17 protein-coding genes are annotated in these 17,173 nt (G+C 69.8%); 7 read left to right on the top strand and 10 right to left on the bottom strand.

Going from position 1 to position 17,173, the window contains the following annotated elements; translation table 11 throughout:
* Positions 1 to 12: 12 nt before the first annotated feature.
* Genes AB0M87_RS28250 through AB0M87_RS28275 form a run of 6 tightly spaced genes read right to left on the bottom strand, consistent with a single transcriptional unit; the run spans position 13 to position 3,771 of the window.
* On the bottom strand, positions 13 to 1,779 hold the full coding sequence (locus AB0M87_RS28250; protein WP_365857797.1) for a complex I subunit 5 family protein: 1,767 nt from the start codon (positions 1,777 to 1,779) through the stop codon (positions 13 to 15).
* On the bottom strand, positions 1,776 to 2,126 hold the full coding sequence (locus AB0M87_RS28255) for a sodium:proton antiporter (RefSeq protein ID WP_365857799.1): 351 nt from the start codon (positions 2,124 to 2,126) through the stop codon (positions 1,776 to 1,778). The genes AB0M87_RS28250 and AB0M87_RS28255 overlap by 4 nt, the downstream gene beginning before the upstream one ends.
* On the bottom strand, positions 2,123 to 2,860 hold the full coding sequence (gene mbhE / locus AB0M87_RS28260; protein ID WP_365857801.1) for a hydrogen gas-evolving membrane-bound hydrogenase subunit E: 738 nt from the start codon (positions 2,858 to 2,860) through the stop codon (positions 2,123 to 2,125). The genes AB0M87_RS28255 and mbhE overlap by 4 nt, the downstream gene beginning before the upstream one ends.
* A complete protein-coding gene (locus tag AB0M87_RS28265) occupies positions 2,857 to 3,150 on the bottom strand; it encodes a DUF4040 domain-containing protein (protein ID WP_365857803.1) in 294 nt (97 codons plus the stop codon). Before AB0M87_RS28265 ends, mbhE begins: the two co-directional genes overlap by 4 nt.
* Entirely contained in the window at positions 3,143 to 3,598 is a 456-nt protein-coding gene (locus tag AB0M87_RS28270) for an MrpF/PhaF family protein (RefSeq protein WP_365857805.1), read from the bottom strand. The genes AB0M87_RS28265 and AB0M87_RS28270 overlap by 8 nt, the downstream gene beginning before the upstream one ends.
* Positions 3,595 to 3,771, bottom strand: a complete 177-nt coding sequence (locus tag AB0M87_RS28275) for a hypothetical protein (RefSeq protein ID WP_365857807.1) — start codon at positions 3,769 to 3,771, stop codon at positions 3,595 to 3,597. Before AB0M87_RS28275 ends, AB0M87_RS28270 begins: the two co-directional genes overlap by 4 nt.
* Positions 3,772 to 3,901: 130 nt before the next feature.
* Between AB0M87_RS28275 and AB0M87_RS28280 the strand changes: the two genes are divergently transcribed.
* The 4 genes from AB0M87_RS28280 (at position 3,902) to AB0M87_RS28295 (ending at position 9,226) form a co-directional block, all read left to right on the top strand.
* The gene (locus AB0M87_RS28280; protein WP_365857809.1) at positions 3,902 to 4,600 is read left to right on the top strand and encodes a DUF3105 domain-containing protein; all 699 of its coding nucleotides are present in this window, start codon (positions 3,902 to 3,904) and stop codon (positions 4,598 to 4,600) included.
* 68 nt (positions 4,601 to 4,668) lie between these two features.
* Entirely contained in the window at positions 4,669 to 5,256 is a 588-nt protein-coding gene (locus AB0M87_RS28285; protein WP_365857855.1) for a DUF305 domain-containing protein, read from the top strand.
* Positions 5,257 to 5,373: 117 nt separating this feature from the next.
* On the top strand, positions 5,374 to 7,326 hold the full coding sequence (locus tag AB0M87_RS28290) for a S53 family peptidase (protein WP_365857811.1): 1,953 nt from the start codon (positions 5,374 to 5,376) through the stop codon (positions 7,324 to 7,326).
* A 148-nt stretch (positions 7,327 to 7,474) separates the two neighbouring features.
* Complete coding sequence (locus AB0M87_RS28295; RefSeq protein WP_365857813.1) at positions 7,475 to 9,226, top strand: NAD+ synthase; 1,752 nt, start codon at positions 7,475 to 7,477, stop codon at positions 9,224 to 9,226.
* On the opposite strand, the gene AB0M87_RS28300 is transcribed toward AB0M87_RS28295, so the two are convergent.
* The 4 genes from AB0M87_RS28300 to AB0M87_RS28315 form a co-directional block, all read right to left on the bottom strand.
* The gene (locus tag AB0M87_RS28300) at positions 9,198 to 10,421 is read right to left on the bottom strand and encodes an MFS transporter (RefSeq protein WP_365857814.1); all 1,224 of its coding nucleotides are present in this window, start codon (positions 10,419 to 10,421) and stop codon (positions 9,198 to 9,200) included. The two genes, AB0M87_RS28295 and AB0M87_RS28300, sit on opposite strands and share 29 nt — an antisense overlap.
* A 139-nt stretch (positions 10,422 to 10,560) precedes the next feature.
* Positions 10,561 to 11,589 (bottom strand): endonuclease/exonuclease/phosphatase family protein, encoded by a 1,029-nt coding sequence (locus tag AB0M87_RS28305; RefSeq protein WP_365857816.1) that lies wholly within the window; start codon positions 11,587 to 11,589, stop codon positions 10,561 to 10,563.
* A 152-nt stretch (positions 11,590 to 11,741) separates the two neighbouring features.
* On the bottom strand, positions 11,742 to 12,377 hold the full coding sequence (locus AB0M87_RS28310; protein ID WP_365857818.1) for a TetR/AcrR family transcriptional regulator: 636 nt from the start codon (positions 12,375 to 12,377) through the stop codon (positions 11,742 to 11,744).
* A gap of 58 nt (positions 12,378 to 12,435) precedes the next feature.
* Positions 12,436 to 14,046, bottom strand: a complete 1,611-nt coding sequence (locus AB0M87_RS28315) for an MFS transporter (RefSeq protein WP_365857820.1) — start codon at positions 14,044 to 14,046, stop codon at positions 12,436 to 12,438.
* Positions 14,047 to 14,219: 173 nt separating this feature from the next.
* Here AB0M87_RS28315 and panB point away from each other — a divergent pair, with 173 nt between their 5' ends.
* The 3 genes from panB (at position 14,220) to AB0M87_RS28330 (ending at position 17,079) form a co-directional block, all read left to right on the top strand.
* Positions 14,220 to 15,104, top strand: a complete 885-nt coding sequence (panB, locus tag AB0M87_RS28320; RefSeq protein WP_365857822.1) for a 3-methyl-2-oxobutanoate hydroxymethyltransferase — start codon at positions 14,220 to 14,222, stop codon at positions 15,102 to 15,104.
* Positions 15,105 to 15,223: 119 nt separating this feature from the next.
* Complete coding sequence (locus AB0M87_RS28325; RefSeq protein WP_365857825.1) at positions 15,224 to 16,246, top strand: ATP-binding cassette domain-containing protein; 1,023 nt, start codon at positions 15,224 to 15,226, stop codon at positions 16,244 to 16,246.
* Positions 16,243 to 17,079: an ABC transporter permease gene (locus AB0M87_RS28330; RefSeq protein WP_365857827.1), complete on the top strand. Its 837-nt coding sequence runs from the start codon at positions 16,243 to 16,245 to the stop codon at positions 17,077 to 17,079. The genes AB0M87_RS28325 and AB0M87_RS28330 overlap by 4 nt, the downstream gene beginning before the upstream one ends.
* Positions 17,080 to 17,173 lie beyond the last annotated feature (94 nt).

Raw genomic sequence — 17,173 nt, forward strand, 5'->3', positions numbered from 1 at the left:
CGGGGGGCCGCGCTACCACCACGTGAGGCCGCCGAGCAGCGCCGCACCGGCGACCAGCCACGCGACGTAGTCACCGATGTGACCGGAGTGCAGGCGGCGCAGCGGGGCCGCCCAGTCGTGGCCGGCCACCCGGTCGCTGCCGCGCTTCGGGTCTCGCACGGCGTACCCGGCGAGGGCGGCGGCGAGAGCGGCGGACAGCAGTCCGAGCAGCAGACCGGGCGCCGTCCACGCGGGGTCGTGCGGTGCCTTGCCCGGCAGCGCATCGTCCAGTGCGTGGCCGACGGAACGGGCGAAGCCGGGCACCAGACCGACCGCGAGCGCCGCGGCCAGCAGCAGGGCCGGGACGGCGAGCATGGTGTCCGGGGCCCGGGAGAGCATCCCGCCGGTTTCCGGCTCCTCGGACTCACCGCTGGTCTCGTACTGCTGGCTGTCGGTGGGCCGGGGGCCGAGCCCGCCGAAGACCCGTGCGGCGACGCGCAGCACTGAGGCGCCGGTGACGGCCGAGACCACCACGCAGACCACCGTGAGCGGTCCACCGGCCGATTCCTCGAGCACCGCCTTGCCCAGCGCCGTACCGAACGGCGGCAGCCCGGCCAGCGCGAGCCCGCCGACTGTGAACAGCCCGCCCACGATGGGCAGTTCACGTCCACGCCCGTGCAGTTCGTGCTCGTCGATGGAGCCGTAACGGTCGAGGAGGATGCCGGCGCAGGCGAAGAGCGCCGCCTTCACCCCCGCGTGCCCGATCACGTACAGCGCGACGCCGCCGGCGCCCTCCGGGGTGAGCAGTCCGAGCCCGATGAGGAAGAGGCCGGTGTGCGCGACGGTCGAGAAGGCGAGCAACCGCTTGATGTGGCGCTGTTGCCAGCACATGACCGCGCCGACCAGGGCGGTCAGCACGCCCAGCGCGACCAGGGCCCGTTCGGCGTCGGCTGCGGGGATGCCGCCACTGCCGCCGAAGACGGTCCAGTAGATCCGCCCGGTGCCGTACACGCCGAGCTCCACCATCACGCCGGAGAGCAGCATGCAGACCGGGGTGGGGGCGACGGCGTGGGCGTCGGGGAGCCAGAAATGGAAGGGTACGGCGGCCGCTTTGACCAGCAGGCCGGTGAGGATCAGGACGAAAGCGGCGAGGACGAGTGCGTCCGGACCGCCCTGGGCGTCCAGGCGCCTGCCGATGGCGTGCATGCCGAGTTCGCCGGTGCGGGCGTAGAGCAGCACGATACCGATCAGGGTGGCGTAGGCCCCGAGGGAGTTGACGACACCGAAGGTCAGCCCGCCCTGCACGGCTTTCGCCGTCTCCACCCGGTAGCCGGTGAGCGCATAGGCCACCACGCTCATCAGCTCGAAGAAGACGAACGCGTTGAAGAGGTCCCCGGTGAGGACGAATCCGCACATGCCGGCCTGGAAGACCAGGACCAGGGCGGGGAACGTCCCGGCATGCCTCACCGGCGGCTCGTCGAAATAGCGCCAGGAATAGGCCAGTACCGCCACGACCAGCAGGGAGACGAGCGCGGTGAGTCCGAGTGCGAGCGGGTCCCCGAGCAGGACGATGCCCACGCTCCGCCCGTGGTACGGGGTCCAGCCGCCGACCCATTCGGTGCCGGCTCCGTGCGGGTGCGCGAGGAGGAGGACGGCGAGCGCCGCGGTGCCCGCCGCGAAGGCGACGCCCACCGCCTCGGCGACGAGACGCGGCACCCATCGGCCAGCGGCGACCAGCAGGGCGGCGCCGAGCAGCGGCAGGGCGACGATCAGCGGGAGCAATTCCTGGGGACGGCTCATCCGCGCAGCTCGGAGAGTTCGTCGGGGTCGACCGTGCCATGGCGTTTTTCGACCTGGATGACCAGGGCGAGCAGCAGCGCGGTGACGGTGGCGCCGACCACCACGTCGGTCAGGGTCAGGGCCTGGACGACGGGATCCACCACGGTGCGGGTATGCGGCTCGACGTCGGAGAACACCGGGGCGGTGGAATCGTCGCGGTAGCCGACGGCCAGCAGCAGCACATACGTGGCGGCCTGGCAGACGGCGAGGCAGCCGACCGCGTGGATGAGGTTGCGGCTGGTGGCGAGGCCGTAGACGCCGATGAGGAAGATCCAGGCGGCGACCAGATAGGGCAGCACGGACATCATTTCCCGTCGGCCTCCTCGATCTCCAGGGCCTGGTCCAGGAATCCGGCGAGCAGCACGACGACGGCGCAGGCGACCTCCATGCCCACGGCGGCGTTCAGCAGTGGGACGGTTCCGCCCGAGGCGAGCATGTTGAACGTTCCGCGTGGCAGGAAGTTGGCCAGGAACGACGTCCCCCAGAGCACCCCCGCGATGCCGAGGACCAGATAGGCACCCTCTCCCGCGGCGTCCCCCAGCTTGAACACGTCCGTGGGGCGGATGCGTTCCAGCGCCGGGTAGTCCACCGCGATGTAGAGCAGGTGAAGGGCGGTCGCGGCGACCACGCCGCCCTGGAAGCCACCGCCGGGACTGAGCTGGCCGTGCGCCACGACGTACAGGCCGGTGAGCAGCGTGACGGGCAGGGCGATCAGCGCGTAGCGGCGAACCGGCGGCAGTACCGGGGCGGCTTCCGGTTGGTGCTGCCGTTCGCCGCGGGTCTGCCGCAGCAGTACGACGGTACCCAGGACGGCGACGAAGAGGATGCTCTCCTCCCCCATGGTGTCGAACGCCCGCTGGTCGAAGTTGACGGAGGAGACGACGTTGGCGGTGTGCCGGGCCAGTGCGGCCCGGACGGCGCGTTCGCCGTACGGGTGGTTGGCGCCGCCGAAGTCCGGCAGCCGGAAGCAGGCCAGAGCGAGCAGCACGGTGAGTCCGGCGCCGCCGGTGGCCAGCACCCACATCCGGGTCCGGCGGGTCATCCGGTCCGCCCCTGCCGTCCGGTCCGTCCTGGCGGCCCCGCCTCTCCGGGCCGGCGCTTGCGCCGGATCTTCCGTACCGAGAGAAGCAGCAGCAGCGGGGTCAGCGCGGAGCCCACCGCCAGCTGCGAGAGGGCGACGTCCGGGGCCTGCAACACGGTGAACAGCACGGCGAGCGCGAGACCGAGCACCGACAGGACCAGTGCCTGCCGCGCCGGGTCACGCACCAGTACGGCCCCGGTGGCGGCGGCCGCGACCAGCAGCAGAACGATGACGATCACGGCGTCACTCATCGGGCACATCCTCCGGGATCGGGTCGTCCAGGGCACGGGAGGCGACGACGTTCCCGGCGATCAGCAGCGCGCCGGTCACCAGCAGCTTCACCGTCGCCCTGCCGGGCCCGGTGGCCACGCAGAGCGGCAGCACGACCAGCAGCGTGGCCACCACGGCCGGCCTGGTGGTCCGGCTGCTGCGCGGCGGGTCGTCCGCCAGCTCGTCGGCGAGCAGCCGGGCGTACACGAGGGTGCCCACCGGGCCGAGCAGCGAGAGGACGAGCCCGAGGTCCACATAGGCGGTGCGGTGGTACCCCTGGGCCAGCAACAGCAGCACCAGGCAGGTCAGCAGGGTCGCCAGGTTCTGGGCGACGACCCGGCGGCGCACCGGGCCGGTGGCCACCCCCCACAGGGCGGGGCCGACCCCGCACAGCAGCAGTGCGGCGGCCGCCGCGAGCCAGCCGTTCACCGGTGTCTCACCGCCCGGCGGGCACCGCAGGCGGCGGCCGCCGCGAACAGCGCGGCGGCCGATCCGACCAGCACCTCCAGCGGGTCGACGGTACTGATGAACATCAACCACAGCACCAGCAACGCTGCCCACCAACCCAGCAGTTCGGCTGCGAGCTTGTACCTGTGTGCCACCGTTTCACCTCCGCACGCCAGTACCCGGGGCCACAGTGCCGCACTCCTGGCATACCGCTCCTCTGACATGCCGTGCGCCCGCACTACGATCTGAGCCCCCACTTCGCTGTTACCCAGAAGGACGTAACCGATGGCCTCGCCGAAGAGCGCGAAGAACGATCCCAACCCGCAGCACGATCCGAACGCGCAGCACGATCGCAGGAGCCGCATAGCGGAGTTGCGCCGCTCGGAGAGGTCACGTGAGCGCCGTGTCCGCGTCATCGCGATCACCGTGGGCCTGGTGGCGGTGGCCGGCCTGATCGGGTTCGGCATGTACATCGTCGGCAACCGGTCCGATGGCGCCGCTTCGGACAGCAAGGCCGACGGCGGTACGCCCACGGGCCCGATCAAGGGTGAGAAGGACTGGGACGTCAAGAAGCTGACCCGCAACCATGTCACCACGCCGGTCAGCTACCCGATGAAACCGCCGGTGGGCGGCGACCACAACCCGGTGTGGATGAACTGCGACGGGAACGTCTACAAGAAGGCGATCCCCGACATGAACGCCGTGCACTCACTCGAGCACGGTTCGGTCTGGGTGACCTACACCGGCAAGGCCGCCGCGTCCGATGTGGCGAAGCTCAGCGCGAAGGTGGCGAAGACGCCCTACTCACTGATGAGTCCGTATCCGGACCAGGCCGGGGTGATCATGCTGAGCGCCTGGGGCAAGCAGCTGACGGTGGACGGTGCCGACGACCCGCGGGTGAACCAGTTCTTCACCAAGTACGTGCAGGGCCCGCAGACCCCCGAGCCCGGTGCGGCGTGCACCGGCGGGCAGGACGGCTCGTGACACGCGGCACCCGGCTGACCGCCGTCGCCGCCGCCGTTCTGGTGCTGCTGTGTGCGGCGGCCGCGACGATGGCCTTCACGCTGGGCGACCGAAGCAGGCCGGCGGCGCGCACGCCCACCGCGGACTCCCCGGACGCCGGTTTCGCGCGCGACATGTCGGTCCATCACGAGCAGGCGGTGGAAATGTCGTTCATCGTGCGGGATCGTACGAAGAATGTCGATGTCCGCCGCCTGGCCTACGACATCGCCAATACGCAGGCCAATCAGCGCGGGATGATGATGGGCTGGCTCAATCTCTGGGGACTGCCGGTGAGCGAGGCGGGCACGCCGCCGATGCAGTGGATGGGCATGGGCATGGGCATGGACCCGTCGACCGACGGGGCCCTGATGCCGGGCATGGCGACCCGGGCGCAGCTGGCCGCACTGCGAGAGCTGAGCGGCCGGCAGGCAGAGGTCCGCTACCTCCAGCTGATGACGGCCCATCACAAGGGCGGCATCCATATGGCGGAAGGATGCGTCCACCTGTGCAAGGTCCCCACGGAGCGGAAATTCGCCCAGGGAATGGTGACGTCCCAGCAGTCCGAAGTGCGGCTGATGTCCGACATGTTGAAGGCGCGCGGGGCTTCGCCGACCGCCGCCCCGGGTGCCGGTTCATGACCCTTCCTTGATCTTTTCTTGACGATCGAATACCCCTGGCATGCACAGTTCATGGGGCAAGGTGTGGCGTACACGCGTACCCGCGTCCTCGCGACGAACCGCACCACAGGGGGTTCCATGAGATCCAGCCGCGCCACACTGCGCGCCGGCCTCAGCGTGGCAGCAACACTGCCTCTGCTGGCCGGCGCGCTGGCCCTGTCCACACCCAGCGCCAGCGCCGACAACGGCTCGGGCCGCCACATACTGCAGGGCACCAAGCCGCTGTGGGCGACCGCACAGGCCGACCGCGGCGCCACCGCCGACTCCGGCAAGGTCAGCGCGCGCGTCTACCTGGCCGGGCGTGACGCCCAGGGCCTGACGGCGTACGCCAAGCAGGTGTCGGACCCGCAGTCCGCTTCCTACGGGAAGTACCTGACGGCCCGCCAGGCGCAGGCCCGCTTCGGTGCGACGCCGGAGCAGATCAAGCAGGTCACCAGCTGGCTGAAGGCCTCCGGGCTGGAAGTCACCGGGACGAACCAGCACTACATCGCGGTCAGCGGTGCCGTGTCGGCCGCCGAGAAGGCCTTCTCCACCCAGCTGCACAATTACCGCAAGGGCAGCAGGACCTACCGCGCCCCGACGACGACGGCCTCCGCGCCCGGCTCGCTGCAGGACGCGGTACTGACGGTCGTCGGCCTCGACAACGCCCCGCACAACGTCAAGCACGACGACACGCTGCCGCCGCCGGACGCGGTCTTCCGCAACGCGGGGCCGTTCTCCACGTACTACGGCTCCAACGTCAACCAGAAGCTGCCGAGCGTCGACGGCGTCAAGGCCCCGTACGCGATCAAGGGCTACACCGGCAAGCAGCTGCGCTCGGTCTACGGAGCGGGCAACAAGAGCGGCAAGGGCGTCACCGTCGCCATCACCGACGCCTACGCCTCGCCGACCATCGCCGACGACGCGAGCCGGTACGCCGCCAGGAACGGTGACGGCCCCTACGGCAGCGGCCAGTTCTCGCAGGTCCTGCCCAGCGACTACACCGACACCGAGGCGTGCGGCGCGGCCGGCTGGTACGGCGAGGAGACGCTCGACGTCGAGGCGGTGCACGCCGTGGCACCGAAGGCGGACATCGTCTACGCCGGGGCCGCGTCCTGCAACGACAACGCGCTGCTCGACTCGCTCGGCAAGATCGTCGACAACCGTCTCGCAGACATCGTCTCCAACTCCTGGGGCGACATCGAGGCCAACGAGACCCCGGCCGTCGCCGCCGCGTACGACCAGGTCTTCCAGCTGGGCGCCATCGAGGGCATCGGCTTCTACTTCTCCTCCGGCGACAACGGCGACGAGGTCGCCAACACCGGTACGAAGCAGGTCGATACCCCGGCCAACTCCGCCTGGGTGACAGCGGTCGGCGGCACCTCGCTGGCCGTCGGCAAGCACGACGACTACCAGTGGGAGACCGGCTGGGGCACGCTGAAGGCGAGCCTCGCGGCCGACGGCAAGAGCTGGGCCGGCTACCCCGGCCCGTACACCAGCGGCGCGGGCGGCGGCACCAGCAAGACCGTGGCGCAGCCGTTCTACCAGCGCCATGTCGTCCCGTCGAAGCTCTCGAAGGCCAACGGCGGCAAGGCCATGCGCACCGTGCCGGACATCTCTGCGGTCGCCGACCCGACCACCGGTTTCCTGGTCGGGCAGACCCAGACCTTCCCCGACGGTTCGCAGCAGTACAGCGAGTACCGCATCGGTGGCACGTCGCTGGCGGCTCCGGTCATCGCGGGTGTGCAGGCGCTGGCGCAGCAGGGGCGGTACGGCATCCCGATCGGGTTCGCCAACCCGTCGATCTACGCCCGCTCCGGCAGCCGGCTCTTCCACGACGTCACCGACCACCCGCGGGGCGTCCACCACGACCTCGCGAACGTGCGGGTCGACTACGCGAACGCCTTCGACGCGTCCGACGGGCTGCTGACGTCGCTGCGCAGCATCGGCCACGACTCCTCGCTGGTCGCGACCAAGGGGTACGACGTGGTGACGGGTGTCGGCTCGCCGGCCCCGGGCTACGTGGCGTCGTACGACCTGTTCCGCCGGTAGGCCCCCCGCTTCAACGGGAGCCGATCAGGCCCGCGCCCCGTCCCCGCCGAATCACCCGGTGGGGGCGGGGCGGCACTGTGTCGCAGAAGACAGGCCGAGGGGCCGCCCGCACCGACATCGCGTCAGAGAGACGATTACACTGGGCGGCGTGCCTCAACTACGCCTCGCACTGAATCAGATCGACTCGACCGTCGGTGACCTCGCCGGGAACACCGAGGCGATCGTCCACTGGACCCGGCACTCCATCGAGCAGGGCGCGCATCTGGTGGCGTTCCCCGAGATGGTGCTGACCGGCTACCCCGTCGAGGACCTCGCCCTGCGGTCGTCCTTCGTCGACGCCTCCCGGGCCGCACTGCGCGCACTCGCGGCGCGGCTGGCCGACGAGGGGTTCGGGGAGGTCCCCGTCGTCGTCGGCTACCTGGACCGCACCGAACAGGCGCAGCCCCGCTACGGGCAGCCCGCCGGCGCGCCGCGCAACGCCGGGGCGGTGCTGCACCTCGGGGAGGTCGCGCTGACCTTCTCCAAGCATCACCTGCCGAACTACGGCGTCTTCGACGAGTTCCGCTACTTCGTCGCCGGCGAGACCCTGCCGATGGTCCGGGTGCACGGCGTCGACGTCGCGCTCGCCATCTGCGAGGACCTCTGGCAGGACGGCGGCCGGGTACCGGCCTCCTGCTCCGCCGGGGCCGGGCTGCTGATCTCCATCAACGCCTCGCCGTACGAGCGGAACAAGGACGACCAGCGTCTGGAGCTGGTCCGCAAGCGGGCCCAGGAGGCCGGCTGTACCACCGCCTACGTGGCGATGACCGGCGGCCAGGACGAGCTGGTCTTCGACGGTGACTCGATCGTCGTCGGCAAGGACGGCGAAGTGATCGCCCGCGCTCCCCAGTTCACCGAGGGCTGTGTGGTGCTGGACCTGGAACTGCCCGCGGCGGGTCCGGTGCCGTCCGGGGTGGTCGACGACGGGCTGCGGATCGAGCACGTCATCCTCTCCGGCGAGCCGCTGCCCGCCTACCCCGCCGAGGTGACCGGCGGATACGCCGACCGGCTCGAGGCCGACGAGGAGCTCTACACCGCGCTGGTCGTCGGACTGCGCGCGTATGCCGCCAAGAACGGCTTCGGCTCGGTGCTGATCGGGCTCTCCGGCGGCATCGACTCCGCGCTGGTGGCCGCCATCGCCTGCGACGCGCTGGGCGCGAAGAACGTGTACGGCGTGTCGATGCCCTCCAAGTACTCCTCGGAGCACTCCAAGGACGACGCGGCGGAGCTGGCCAGGCGCACCGGGCTGAACTACCGGACCGTGGCGATCGAGCCGATGTTCGACGCGTACATGGGGGCGCTGGCGCTCAACGGCCTCGCCGAGGAGAACCTCCAGTCGCGGCTGCGCGGCACGACCCTGATGGCCATCTCCAACCAGGAGGGCCAGATCGTGCTCGCGCCGGGCAACAAGTCCGAGCTCGCGGTCGGTTACTCCACGTTGTACGGCGACTCGGTCGGGGCGTACGGGCCGATCAAGGACGTGTACAAGACGGCCATCTTCCGGCTCGCCGAATGGCGCAACCGGGCCGCCCGGGAGCGGGGACAGACCCCGCCCATCCCGGAGAACTCCATCACCAAGCCGCCGAGCGCCGAACTGCGTCCGGGCCAGGTGGACACCGACTCGCTGCCCGACTACGAGGTGCTCGACGCGATCCTGGCGATGTACGTGGACGCGGACCAGGGCCGGGACGCCATCGTCGCGGCCGGGTTCGACGCGGAGCTGGTGACGAAGACGCTGCGGATGGTGGACACCGCCGAGTACAAGCGTCGTCAGTATCCGCCGGGCACCAAGATCTCGGCCAAGGGGTTCGGCAAGGACCGGCGGCTGCCGATCACGAACCGCTGGCGCGAGACGAGCTGAGTTCCCGCTCCGTCCGGGGGCCTTCCGCGACCACGCGGGAGGTCCCCTTCGGCGTACCCCGGTCCAGCAGACCCGCGGTCACCGCGATGGCCAGGCCCACCACCGCGAGCACCGCACCGACCAGCGCGGGGGACATCCATCCCCAGCCCGCGGCGATGGCCACCCCGCCGAGCCAGGCGCCGCCGGCGTTGGCCAGGTTGAAGGCGGAGTGGTTGGAGGCGGAGGCCAGCGTCGGCGCGGACCGCGCCTTCTTCATCACCAGCATCTGCAGCGGCGTGGTGGTCATGAAGCCGACCGCGCCCAGGATCACCACGGTGACCAGGGCGGCCCACTTCACATGGACGGTGAAGTCGAAGGCGACCAGCACCAGGGCCAGCGCCCCGAGCGAGCCGTAGAGGGTGGGCCGCAGCGCGCGGTCGGTCAGCGGTCCGGCGGCCAGTGCGCCCAACGTCATACCGATACCGAAGAGGGCGAGCACCACGGTCACGGAGGACTCGGAGAAGCCCATCACCTCGGTGGTGATCGATGCCAGATAGCTGTAGACGGCGAAGACGCCCGCGAAGCCGAACACGGCGGTGAGCAGCCCGAGCAGTACCTGCCGGTTGCCCAGCGCGCGGATCTCCCGGCCGACGCCCTGCTGCGCGTCGACCGGCAGATCGGGGATGAGCCTGGCCAGCGCGGCCACGGCGAGCACCCCGATGGCTCCGACGACGAGGAAGGTGGCCCGCCAGCCGAGATGCTGGCCGAGCAGCGTCGCGGCCGGCACGCCGACGATGTTGGCGACGGTCAGTCCGAGGAACATGGTGGCGACGGCGCGGGCCCGTCGGCCGTCCTCGACCAACCGGGAGGCGACGACGGCGCCGACCCCGAAGAAGGCACCGTGCGGCAGCCCGGCGAGCAGCCGGCCGGCCAGCAGCCAGCCGAAGCCGGGGGCGAAGGCGGAGGCCAGGTTGCCGACGGTGAAGAGCCCCATCAGCAGCAGGAGCATGCGCTTGCGCGGGATGCGCGAGCCCAGTGCGGTGAGCAGCGGGGCTCCGATGACCACGCCGATCGCATAGGCGGAAACGAGATAGCCGGCCGTGGGCACCGACGTACCCAGATCATCGGCGACGTTGGGCAGCAGGCCCATCATCACGAACTCGGTGGTACCGATGCCGAAGGCGGAGATGGCCAGCGCGAGCAGGGCCAGTGGCATGAAGAGACTTCTCCTACGTGGGTGGTCGGGGCGGGACACCAGCGTATGTTCTCTGGCGGAACAAATTATCCGGCCCTTGTTGTTCCGCGAGGTGAACGCCCTGTTACGTGAGAGAGATCTCAGTGCTTACGGGAGAATCTCAGAGCTTCAGACGCGCCGCGATCGGCAGGTGGTCGCTGGAGGTCCTCGGGAGCGTCCAGGAGGACACCGGCTCGGCGCCCTTGACCATGATCTGGTCGATGCGCGCCATCGGGAAGGCGGCCGGCCAGCTGAAGCCGAAGCCGTCGCCCGCCGCGCCCTGGGTGGAGCGCATCTGGGCGGTCACCGCGTTCAGCGAACGGTCGTTCATCGTGCCGTTGAGGTCCCCGAGCAGCACCACGTCGGGCAGTGGCTCATGGGCGATCGCCTCGCCCAGCGCGTCCGCGCTCTCGTCCCGCTGGGACGCGGTGAACCCGGCGTTGAGCTTGACCCGCACCGACGGCAGATGGGCGACGTAGACGGCGATCTTCCCGTGCGGCGTGGTCACCGTGGAGCGCATCGCACGCACCCAGCCGAGCCGGATGTCGACCGGTTCGGTGCCGCTCAGCGGGTACTTGCTCCAGAGCCCGACGGTGCCCTGCACCGAGTGGTACGGGTAGGTGGACGCCAGCGCCTGGGTGTAGGCGGACACCTGGCTGGGGGCCAGCTCCTCGAGGGCGAGCACGTCGGCGCCCTGTGCGGCGACCTCCTTCGCGGTGCCCACCGGGTCCGGGTTCTGCGCGTTGACATTGTGGGTGGCCACCATGAGATCGGACCCGCCGCCGCTCGCCTTGCCGGTGACCAGCCCGCCGAAGAGATTCAGCCAGACCACCGTCGGCAGCAGCAGGACGATCAGCGCGGTCGCCGAGCGGCGCAGCAGGGCGAGGACCAGCAGCACCGGGATGCCCACGCCCAGCCAGGGAAGGAAGGTCTCGATCAGGCTGCCGAGGTTGCCGATCCGGTTGGGGATCTGCGCGTGGACCACCATCGTCAGAGCGATCAGCGCGGCCAGCGCGGCGAGCACGATGCCGCGCCGCCAGATGCCCCGGTCGCCCCGCCATCGTCCGCCGAACAGGCGCCGCACACCGGACCCGGAATGCTCGGCCCCCGAGCTGCCGCGTTCCGTGTCCGTCATGTGCGCCTGCGCCATACCGCTGCCCTCGCTGCCTTACCGAGCCCCGCCGTTCCGCCCTTGACACTAGGGGATCGCCGGGATCTTTCCTGCCGTGGTGACACGGTCCGTACAGCTACCAGGACGTGAACCGCACGGCTGCGGGTTCCGGTTGTGACAGAACGCGGACGTCAGCCGCGGGACTCCGGCTGCCGGGAGGGCGCGAGCCCCGTCAGTACGGCGTCCACGACATGCTCGGCGAGATCGCCGTCGAGTACGCCGTCCGGGCGCAGCACCGTGCGCAGCAGCACCGGCCCGACGAAGAGGTCATTGATCAGCGCGGTGTCCAGATCGGACCGGATCAGCCCCTCGTCGATGCCCCGGCGCACGATGGCCATACCCGTCCGGCGACGACCCTCGACCACGTTGGCGTGGTAGGCGGCCCAGAGCTTCGGATAGTTCTGCATCTGCGCGAAGACGTTGTGCAGCAGGGCCGATGAGCGCTTGGCCAGACCCCGCTGCCGCAGCGACTCGAGCATGGCGACCAGATCGTCGCGTACCGATGTGCCCGGCAGTTCCGGATCGGTGGGCTCGACGTCCTTGAGTACGTCGAGGAAGAGGTCCTCCTTGCCCTTCCAGCGGCGGTAGATGGTCGCCTTGCCGACGCCCGCCGTCCGGGCAATGCGCTCGATGGACAGATCGGCGAGCGAGGCGCCCTCTTCCAGCAGCTTCACCACGGCTTCGGTGATCGATCGCTCGACCGTCTCGGAGCGCGGCCTGCCGCGCCGGTGCTCCGGTGGTGGGTTCTGCCGTTGCGTCGGGTTCACGCTCGCCCGCCTTTCCTCACGCTGCTGTTCGCGGACCGCCGATCGGCTTTCCGCCCGATCAGTCCGTGCCGACGGTGGCCGATGCGGGTACCGCACCGGTCGGCCCCGCCTCGGATCGCCCGGCGGGCGGTTTGCCCGGCAGGAAGATCACCACGACGATCGCACCGAGCAGCGCGACCCCCGCCGAACCGATGGCCGTCAGGTGCATGGCGTGCAGGAAAGCGTGGTCGGCCTGCCCCGCGAGCGTACGGCCGGCCGGGCCGAGCTTGCCCGCGATGCCCAGGGTTGCCTCGATCGACTCCCCCGCTGCTTTGCGGGCGCCCGGCGGCACCGCGCCGAGGTGGTCCTGGATGCCGGTGCGGTACGCGGCGGAGAGCACCGAACCCAGGACGGCGACGCCCAGCGCTCCGCCCACCTGCCGGAAGGTGTTGTTGATCGCGGAGCCCGAACCGGCCTTCTCCCGGGGCAGCGACTGCATGATCGAGACGGTGACCGGCGGCATGATGTGCGCCATCCCGGCGCCCATCACGAAGAACACCACTTCCATGATCCATACCGGTGTGTCGGCGCCGAAGAAGGCGAAGGCCCCCAGCCCGCCGGCCACCAGGACCATGCCGACGGTGCAGACGGCGCGGGCTCCGAACCGCTCCACGACCAGCCTGGCCCGCGGGGAGAAGATCATCTGTGCCGCGGCCAGCGGCAGCAGCAGCAGACCCGACTGCAGGGCGGTGTAGCCGCGGACGCTCTGCATGTAGAAGGCGGAGAAGAAGGTGACGCCCATCAGCGCGAAGAAGACCAGCGCGATGGCGGCGACGGCCGCCGAGAACGCCGGGTTCTTGAAGTAGCCGACATCGATGGCCGGATGGTCGCTGCGCTTCTCGTAGAGCACGAAGCCGATCAGCACCGCGAGACCGCCGAGCGACGTCAGCAGCACGGACGGCGCGGTGAAGTCGGCCAGCTCGCCGCCGTGGATGATCCCGTAGACCAGCAGGACCAGACCGACCACCGAGAGGCCCACCCCGACCGGGTCGACGTGCCCGGGTGCCGGGTCCTTCGAGTCGGGCACCAGCAGCACCATCGCTATCAGTGCGACGGCGACCACGGGCACGTTGACCAGGAAGACCGAACCCCACCAGAAGTGCTCGAGCAGCAGGCCACCGGTGATCGGGCCGATCGCGATCGCCAGGCCGACCCCGCCCGCCCAGATACCGATGGCCTTGGGCTGCTCCTCGCGCTCGAAGACGTTCATCAGCACGGCGAGGGTGGCGGGCATCACGAAGGCCCCGCCCAGCCCCATCACCGCGCGGAAGGCGATGAGCTCGGCCGGTGAGGACGAGAAGGCTGCGAGCACCGAGCCGACGCCGAAGACGGCGAGGCCGAAGAGCAGCACCTTCTTGCGGCCGACACGGTCCCCGAGCAGGCCCGCGGTGAAGAGCAGGCCGGCGAAGACGAGCGTGTAGGCGTTGATCGCCCATTCGAGCTGGCTCTGCGTGGCGCCCAGCCCTTCGGGCTTGGGACTGGCGATCGTCTTGACCGCGACATTCAGGATGGAGTTGTCCAGCACCACGATCAGCAGGCTGAGCATCAGCGTGGACAGAATCGCCCAGCGGCGGCGGTGCACGGTCTCGGATATGCGGGGCGCTGCGGGGGCCCCCGTGGGATTGGCCATGGGTGCAGCCTAGGCCAATTTCGATACGGCACCGTCTCGTATCGTAAAGATTTTACCCGGGGCGACCGGGTCCGTGGGCCCCCCAACTTCCGTGAACCGGTCTGTGATGCCACCATGGAAGCGATCCGGGGACGCCGTCAGGGCGCCTCGAGATGACGAACAGGAGCGTTGCGATGACGCGCGCGTTGAACCCCCGGGCCCAGAGCCCCTCGGCCGAGAAGCCCGCTGACGGCAGCAAGGCGCTGTACGGCGGCACAAGCACCCGGCGCATCACCGTCCACGACATCGCGGGCGCCAAGGAACGCGGCGAGAAGTGGCCCATGCTCACCGCGTACGACGCGATGACCGCCTCCGTATTCGACGAGGCAGGCATCCCGGTGATGCTGGTCGGCGATTCCATGGGCAACTGTCACCTCGGGTACGACACCACCGTGCCGGTCACCCTCGACGAGATGACCATGCTCTCCGCAGCCGTCGTGCGGGGCACCTCGCGTGCGCTGATCGTCGGCGACCTGCCGTTCGGCACCTACCAGGAAGGGCCGGTGCAGGCGCTGCGCAGCGCCATGCGGCTGGTCAAGGACGCGGGTGTCGGTGCGGTGAAGCTGGAGGGCGGCGAGCGCTCGCACGAGCAGATCGAGCTACTGGTCCAGTCCGGTATCCCCGTCATGGCACACATCGGCCTCACCCCACAGTCCGTGAACTCGATGGGCTACCGCGTCCAGGGCCGTGGCGAGGAGGCCGCGCAGCAGCTGCTGCGTGACGCCAAGGCCGTGCAGGACGCGGGCGCTTTCGCGGTGGTGCTCGAACTCGTACCGGCGGAGCTGGCCGCCGAGGTCACCCGCATCCTGCACATCCCGACGGTGGGCATCGGTGCGGGTCCCGAGTGCGACGCCCAGGTGCTGGTCTACACCGACATGGTCGGTCTGACCGGCGGCAAGGTGCCGCGCTTCACCAAGCAGTACGCGAATCTGCGCCGGACGCTCGGCGATGCGGCGAAGGAGTTCGCCGACGAGGTGGTCGGCGGTACCTTCCCGCAGGAAGCGCACACCTTCCACTAGACCCGGTGAGTCACCCCTGATCCACTGCCGCACGGACCGACAGCCCGCCGACATCCCCCATCGGCGGGCTGTCGGCAGTCTGTCGGCGACTTGTCAGTGGCGCCTGGTGTGCTGTTCCCATGACGCGATACGACAAGGACCCCAGGACCGGCGGAAACGCCGTAGAGGTGCGGGGGCTGGTCAAGCACTACGGGGCGACCAAGGCACTGGACGGCGTGGACCTGGACGTCCGCGAGGGCACCGTGCTCGGTGTGCTCGGGCCCAACGGCGCGGGCAAGACCACCCTCGTACGAGTGCTGTCCACCCTGCTCCAGCCCGACTCCGGCACCGCCTCGGTGGCCGGGTACAACGTGCTCACCCAGCCCCGGCAGCTGCGCCGGGTGATCGGCCTCACCGGGCAGTACGCCTCGGTCGACGAGAAGCTCTCCGGCTGGGAGAACCTCTACATGATCGGACGGCTGCTCGATCTCTCCCGCAAGGACGCCAGGCTCCGCTCGGACGAGCTGCTCGAGCGGTTCTCGCTGACCGACGCGGCCAAGAAACCGGCGATGACCTACTCGGGCGGCATGCGGCGCCGGCTCGACCTGGCCGCATCCATGATCGGCAACCCGTCGGTGCTCTTTCTGGACGAGCCGACGACCGGACTCGACCCCCGTACCCGTAACGAGGTCTGGGACGAGGTGCAGCGGATGGTCGCGGAGGGGGCGACCGTACTCATCACCACCCAGTACATGGAGGAGGCCGAGCAGCTCGCGAACGAGCTGACCGTCTTCGACAAGGGCAAGGTCATCGCCAACGGCAAGGTCAACGAGCTCAAGGCCAAGGTCGGTGGGCGCACGCTGTCGATCCAGCCGAGCGATCCCGCCGAGTTGCCCGCCATGGCACGCGCGCTGAGCGAGGCGGGACTCGACGGCATCGCGGGATCGCAGGCCGTCCCGGACGAGGGCGTCCTCAACGTGCCGATCCTCAGCGACGAGCAACTGACCGCGGTGGTGGGCCTGCTGGCCGCGCGCGGCTTCGGCATCTCGCACATCGGCACCCATCTGCCCAGCCTGGACGAGGTGTTCCTGGCCATCACCGGCCAGAAGCCCACCGACGCCCAGGACGAGACCACCGACCAGGTCCAGGAGGCCGCGGTATGAGTACGGCAACGATCCAGAAGCCGGCGCCCGCGACCGCGGCGCAGTCCGGGTCCGAGGGCCGGATCGGCCTGCGGGCCAATCTCCGGCACATCGGGGCGCTGGCCCGCCGCAACGCCCTGCAGATCAAGCAGGACCCGGAGTCGATGTTCGACGTCCTGCTGATGCCGATCATCTTCACCCTGCTGTTCGTTTTCGTCTTCGGCGGTGCGATCGCGGGCAAGGGCAACCAGACGGAGTACGTCGACTACGTCGTCCCCGGCCTGATGGCGATGATGGGCATGAACATCGCCATGGCGGTCGGCACCGGAGTCAACGACGACTTCAAGAAGGGGGTGATGGACCGCTTCCGTTCCATGCCGATCGCCCGGTCCTCCGTCCTCATCGCGAAGATCGTCGTGGAGATCGGCCGGATGATGGTCGCGACCGCGATCCTGCTGGTCATGGGGTTCATCCTCGGCCTCACCATCCACACCTCGGTGCTCTCGCTCCTCGCGGCGATCGGCCTTTCGCTGGTGTTCGGCGCCTCACTGATGTGGATCTTCATCCTGCTCGGACTCACCATGAAGACGGCCCAGGCCGTCCAGGGGGTCGCCATGCTGGTCCTGATGCCGCTGCAGTTCGGCTCTTCGATCTTCGCACCGCCCACCACGATGCCGGGCTGGCTGCAGTCCTTCACCGACTACAACCCGCTCTCCAACCTCGCGGACGCCGCTCGCAATCTGATGAACGGCGGCCCGGTCGCCCACTCCGTGTGGATGACCCTGGCCTGGTCCGTGGCGATCACCGCGGTCACCGCGCCGCTGGCGATCAGGAAGTTCCGTAAGAAGACCTGAGCTTGGCGTTTAACATCGCAGGTCACTCGACCTGCTGATCTGCGGTTCTTCCCGGGACAGCGGAGACGGCCGTTCTTCACGCTTCGAGATGTTG

The sequence above is a fragment of the Streptomyces sp. NPDC051320 genome (genome assembly GCF_040682175.1).
Taxonomy (GTDB): Bacteria; Actinomycetota; Actinomycetes; order Streptomycetales; family Streptomycetaceae; genus Streptomyces.

Excerpts from the sequence above, each read along its gene's own strand:
- AB0M87_RS28250 (WP_365857797.1), bottom strand. The coding sequence starts at position 1,779 with ATGAGCCGTCCCCAGGAATTGCTCCCGCTGATCGTCGCCCTGCCGCTG.
- AB0M87_RS28255 (WP_365857799.1), bottom strand. The coding sequence starts at position 2,126 with ATGATGTCCGTGCTGCCCTATCTGGTCGCCGCCTGGATCTTCCTCATC.
- mbhE (WP_365857801.1), bottom strand. The coding sequence starts at position 2,860 with ATGACCCGCCGGACCCGGATGTGGGTGCTGGCCACCGGCGGCGCCGGA.
- AB0M87_RS28265 (WP_365857803.1), bottom strand. The coding sequence starts at position 3,150 with ATGAGTGACGCCGTGATCGTCATCGTTCTGCTGCTGGTCGCGGCCGCC.
- AB0M87_RS28280 (WP_365857809.1), top strand. The coding sequence starts at position 3,902 with ATGGCCTCGCCGAAGAGCGCGAAGAACGATCCCAACCCGCAGCACGAT.
- AB0M87_RS28285 (WP_365857855.1), top strand. The coding sequence starts at position 4,669 with ATGGCCTTCACGCTGGGCGACCGAAGCAGGCCGGCGGCGCGCACGCCC.
- AB0M87_RS28290 (WP_365857811.1), top strand. The coding sequence starts at position 5,374 with ATGAGATCCAGCCGCGCCACACTGCGCGCCGGCCTCAGCGTGGCAGCA.
- AB0M87_RS28300 (WP_365857814.1), bottom strand. The coding sequence starts at position 10,421 with ATGCCACTGGCCCTGCTCGCGCTGGCCATCTCCGCCTTCGGCATCGGT.
- AB0M87_RS28305 (WP_365857816.1), bottom strand. The coding sequence starts at position 11,589 with ATGGCGCAGGCGCACATGACGGACACGGAACGCGGCAGCTCGGGGGCC.
- AB0M87_RS28315 (WP_365857820.1), bottom strand. The coding sequence starts at position 14,046 with ATGGCCAATCCCACGGGGGCCCCCGCAGCGCCCCGCATATCCGAGACC.
- panB (WP_365857822.1), top strand. The coding sequence starts at position 14,220 with ATGACGCGCGCGTTGAACCCCCGGGCCCAGAGCCCCTCGGCCGAGAAG.
- AB0M87_RS28325 (WP_365857825.1), top strand. The coding sequence starts at position 15,224 with ATGACGCGATACGACAAGGACCCCAGGACCGGCGGAAACGCCGTAGAG.
- AB0M87_RS28330 (WP_365857827.1), top strand. The coding sequence starts at position 16,243 with ATGAGTACGGCAACGATCCAGAAGCCGGCGCCCGCGACCGCGGCGCAG.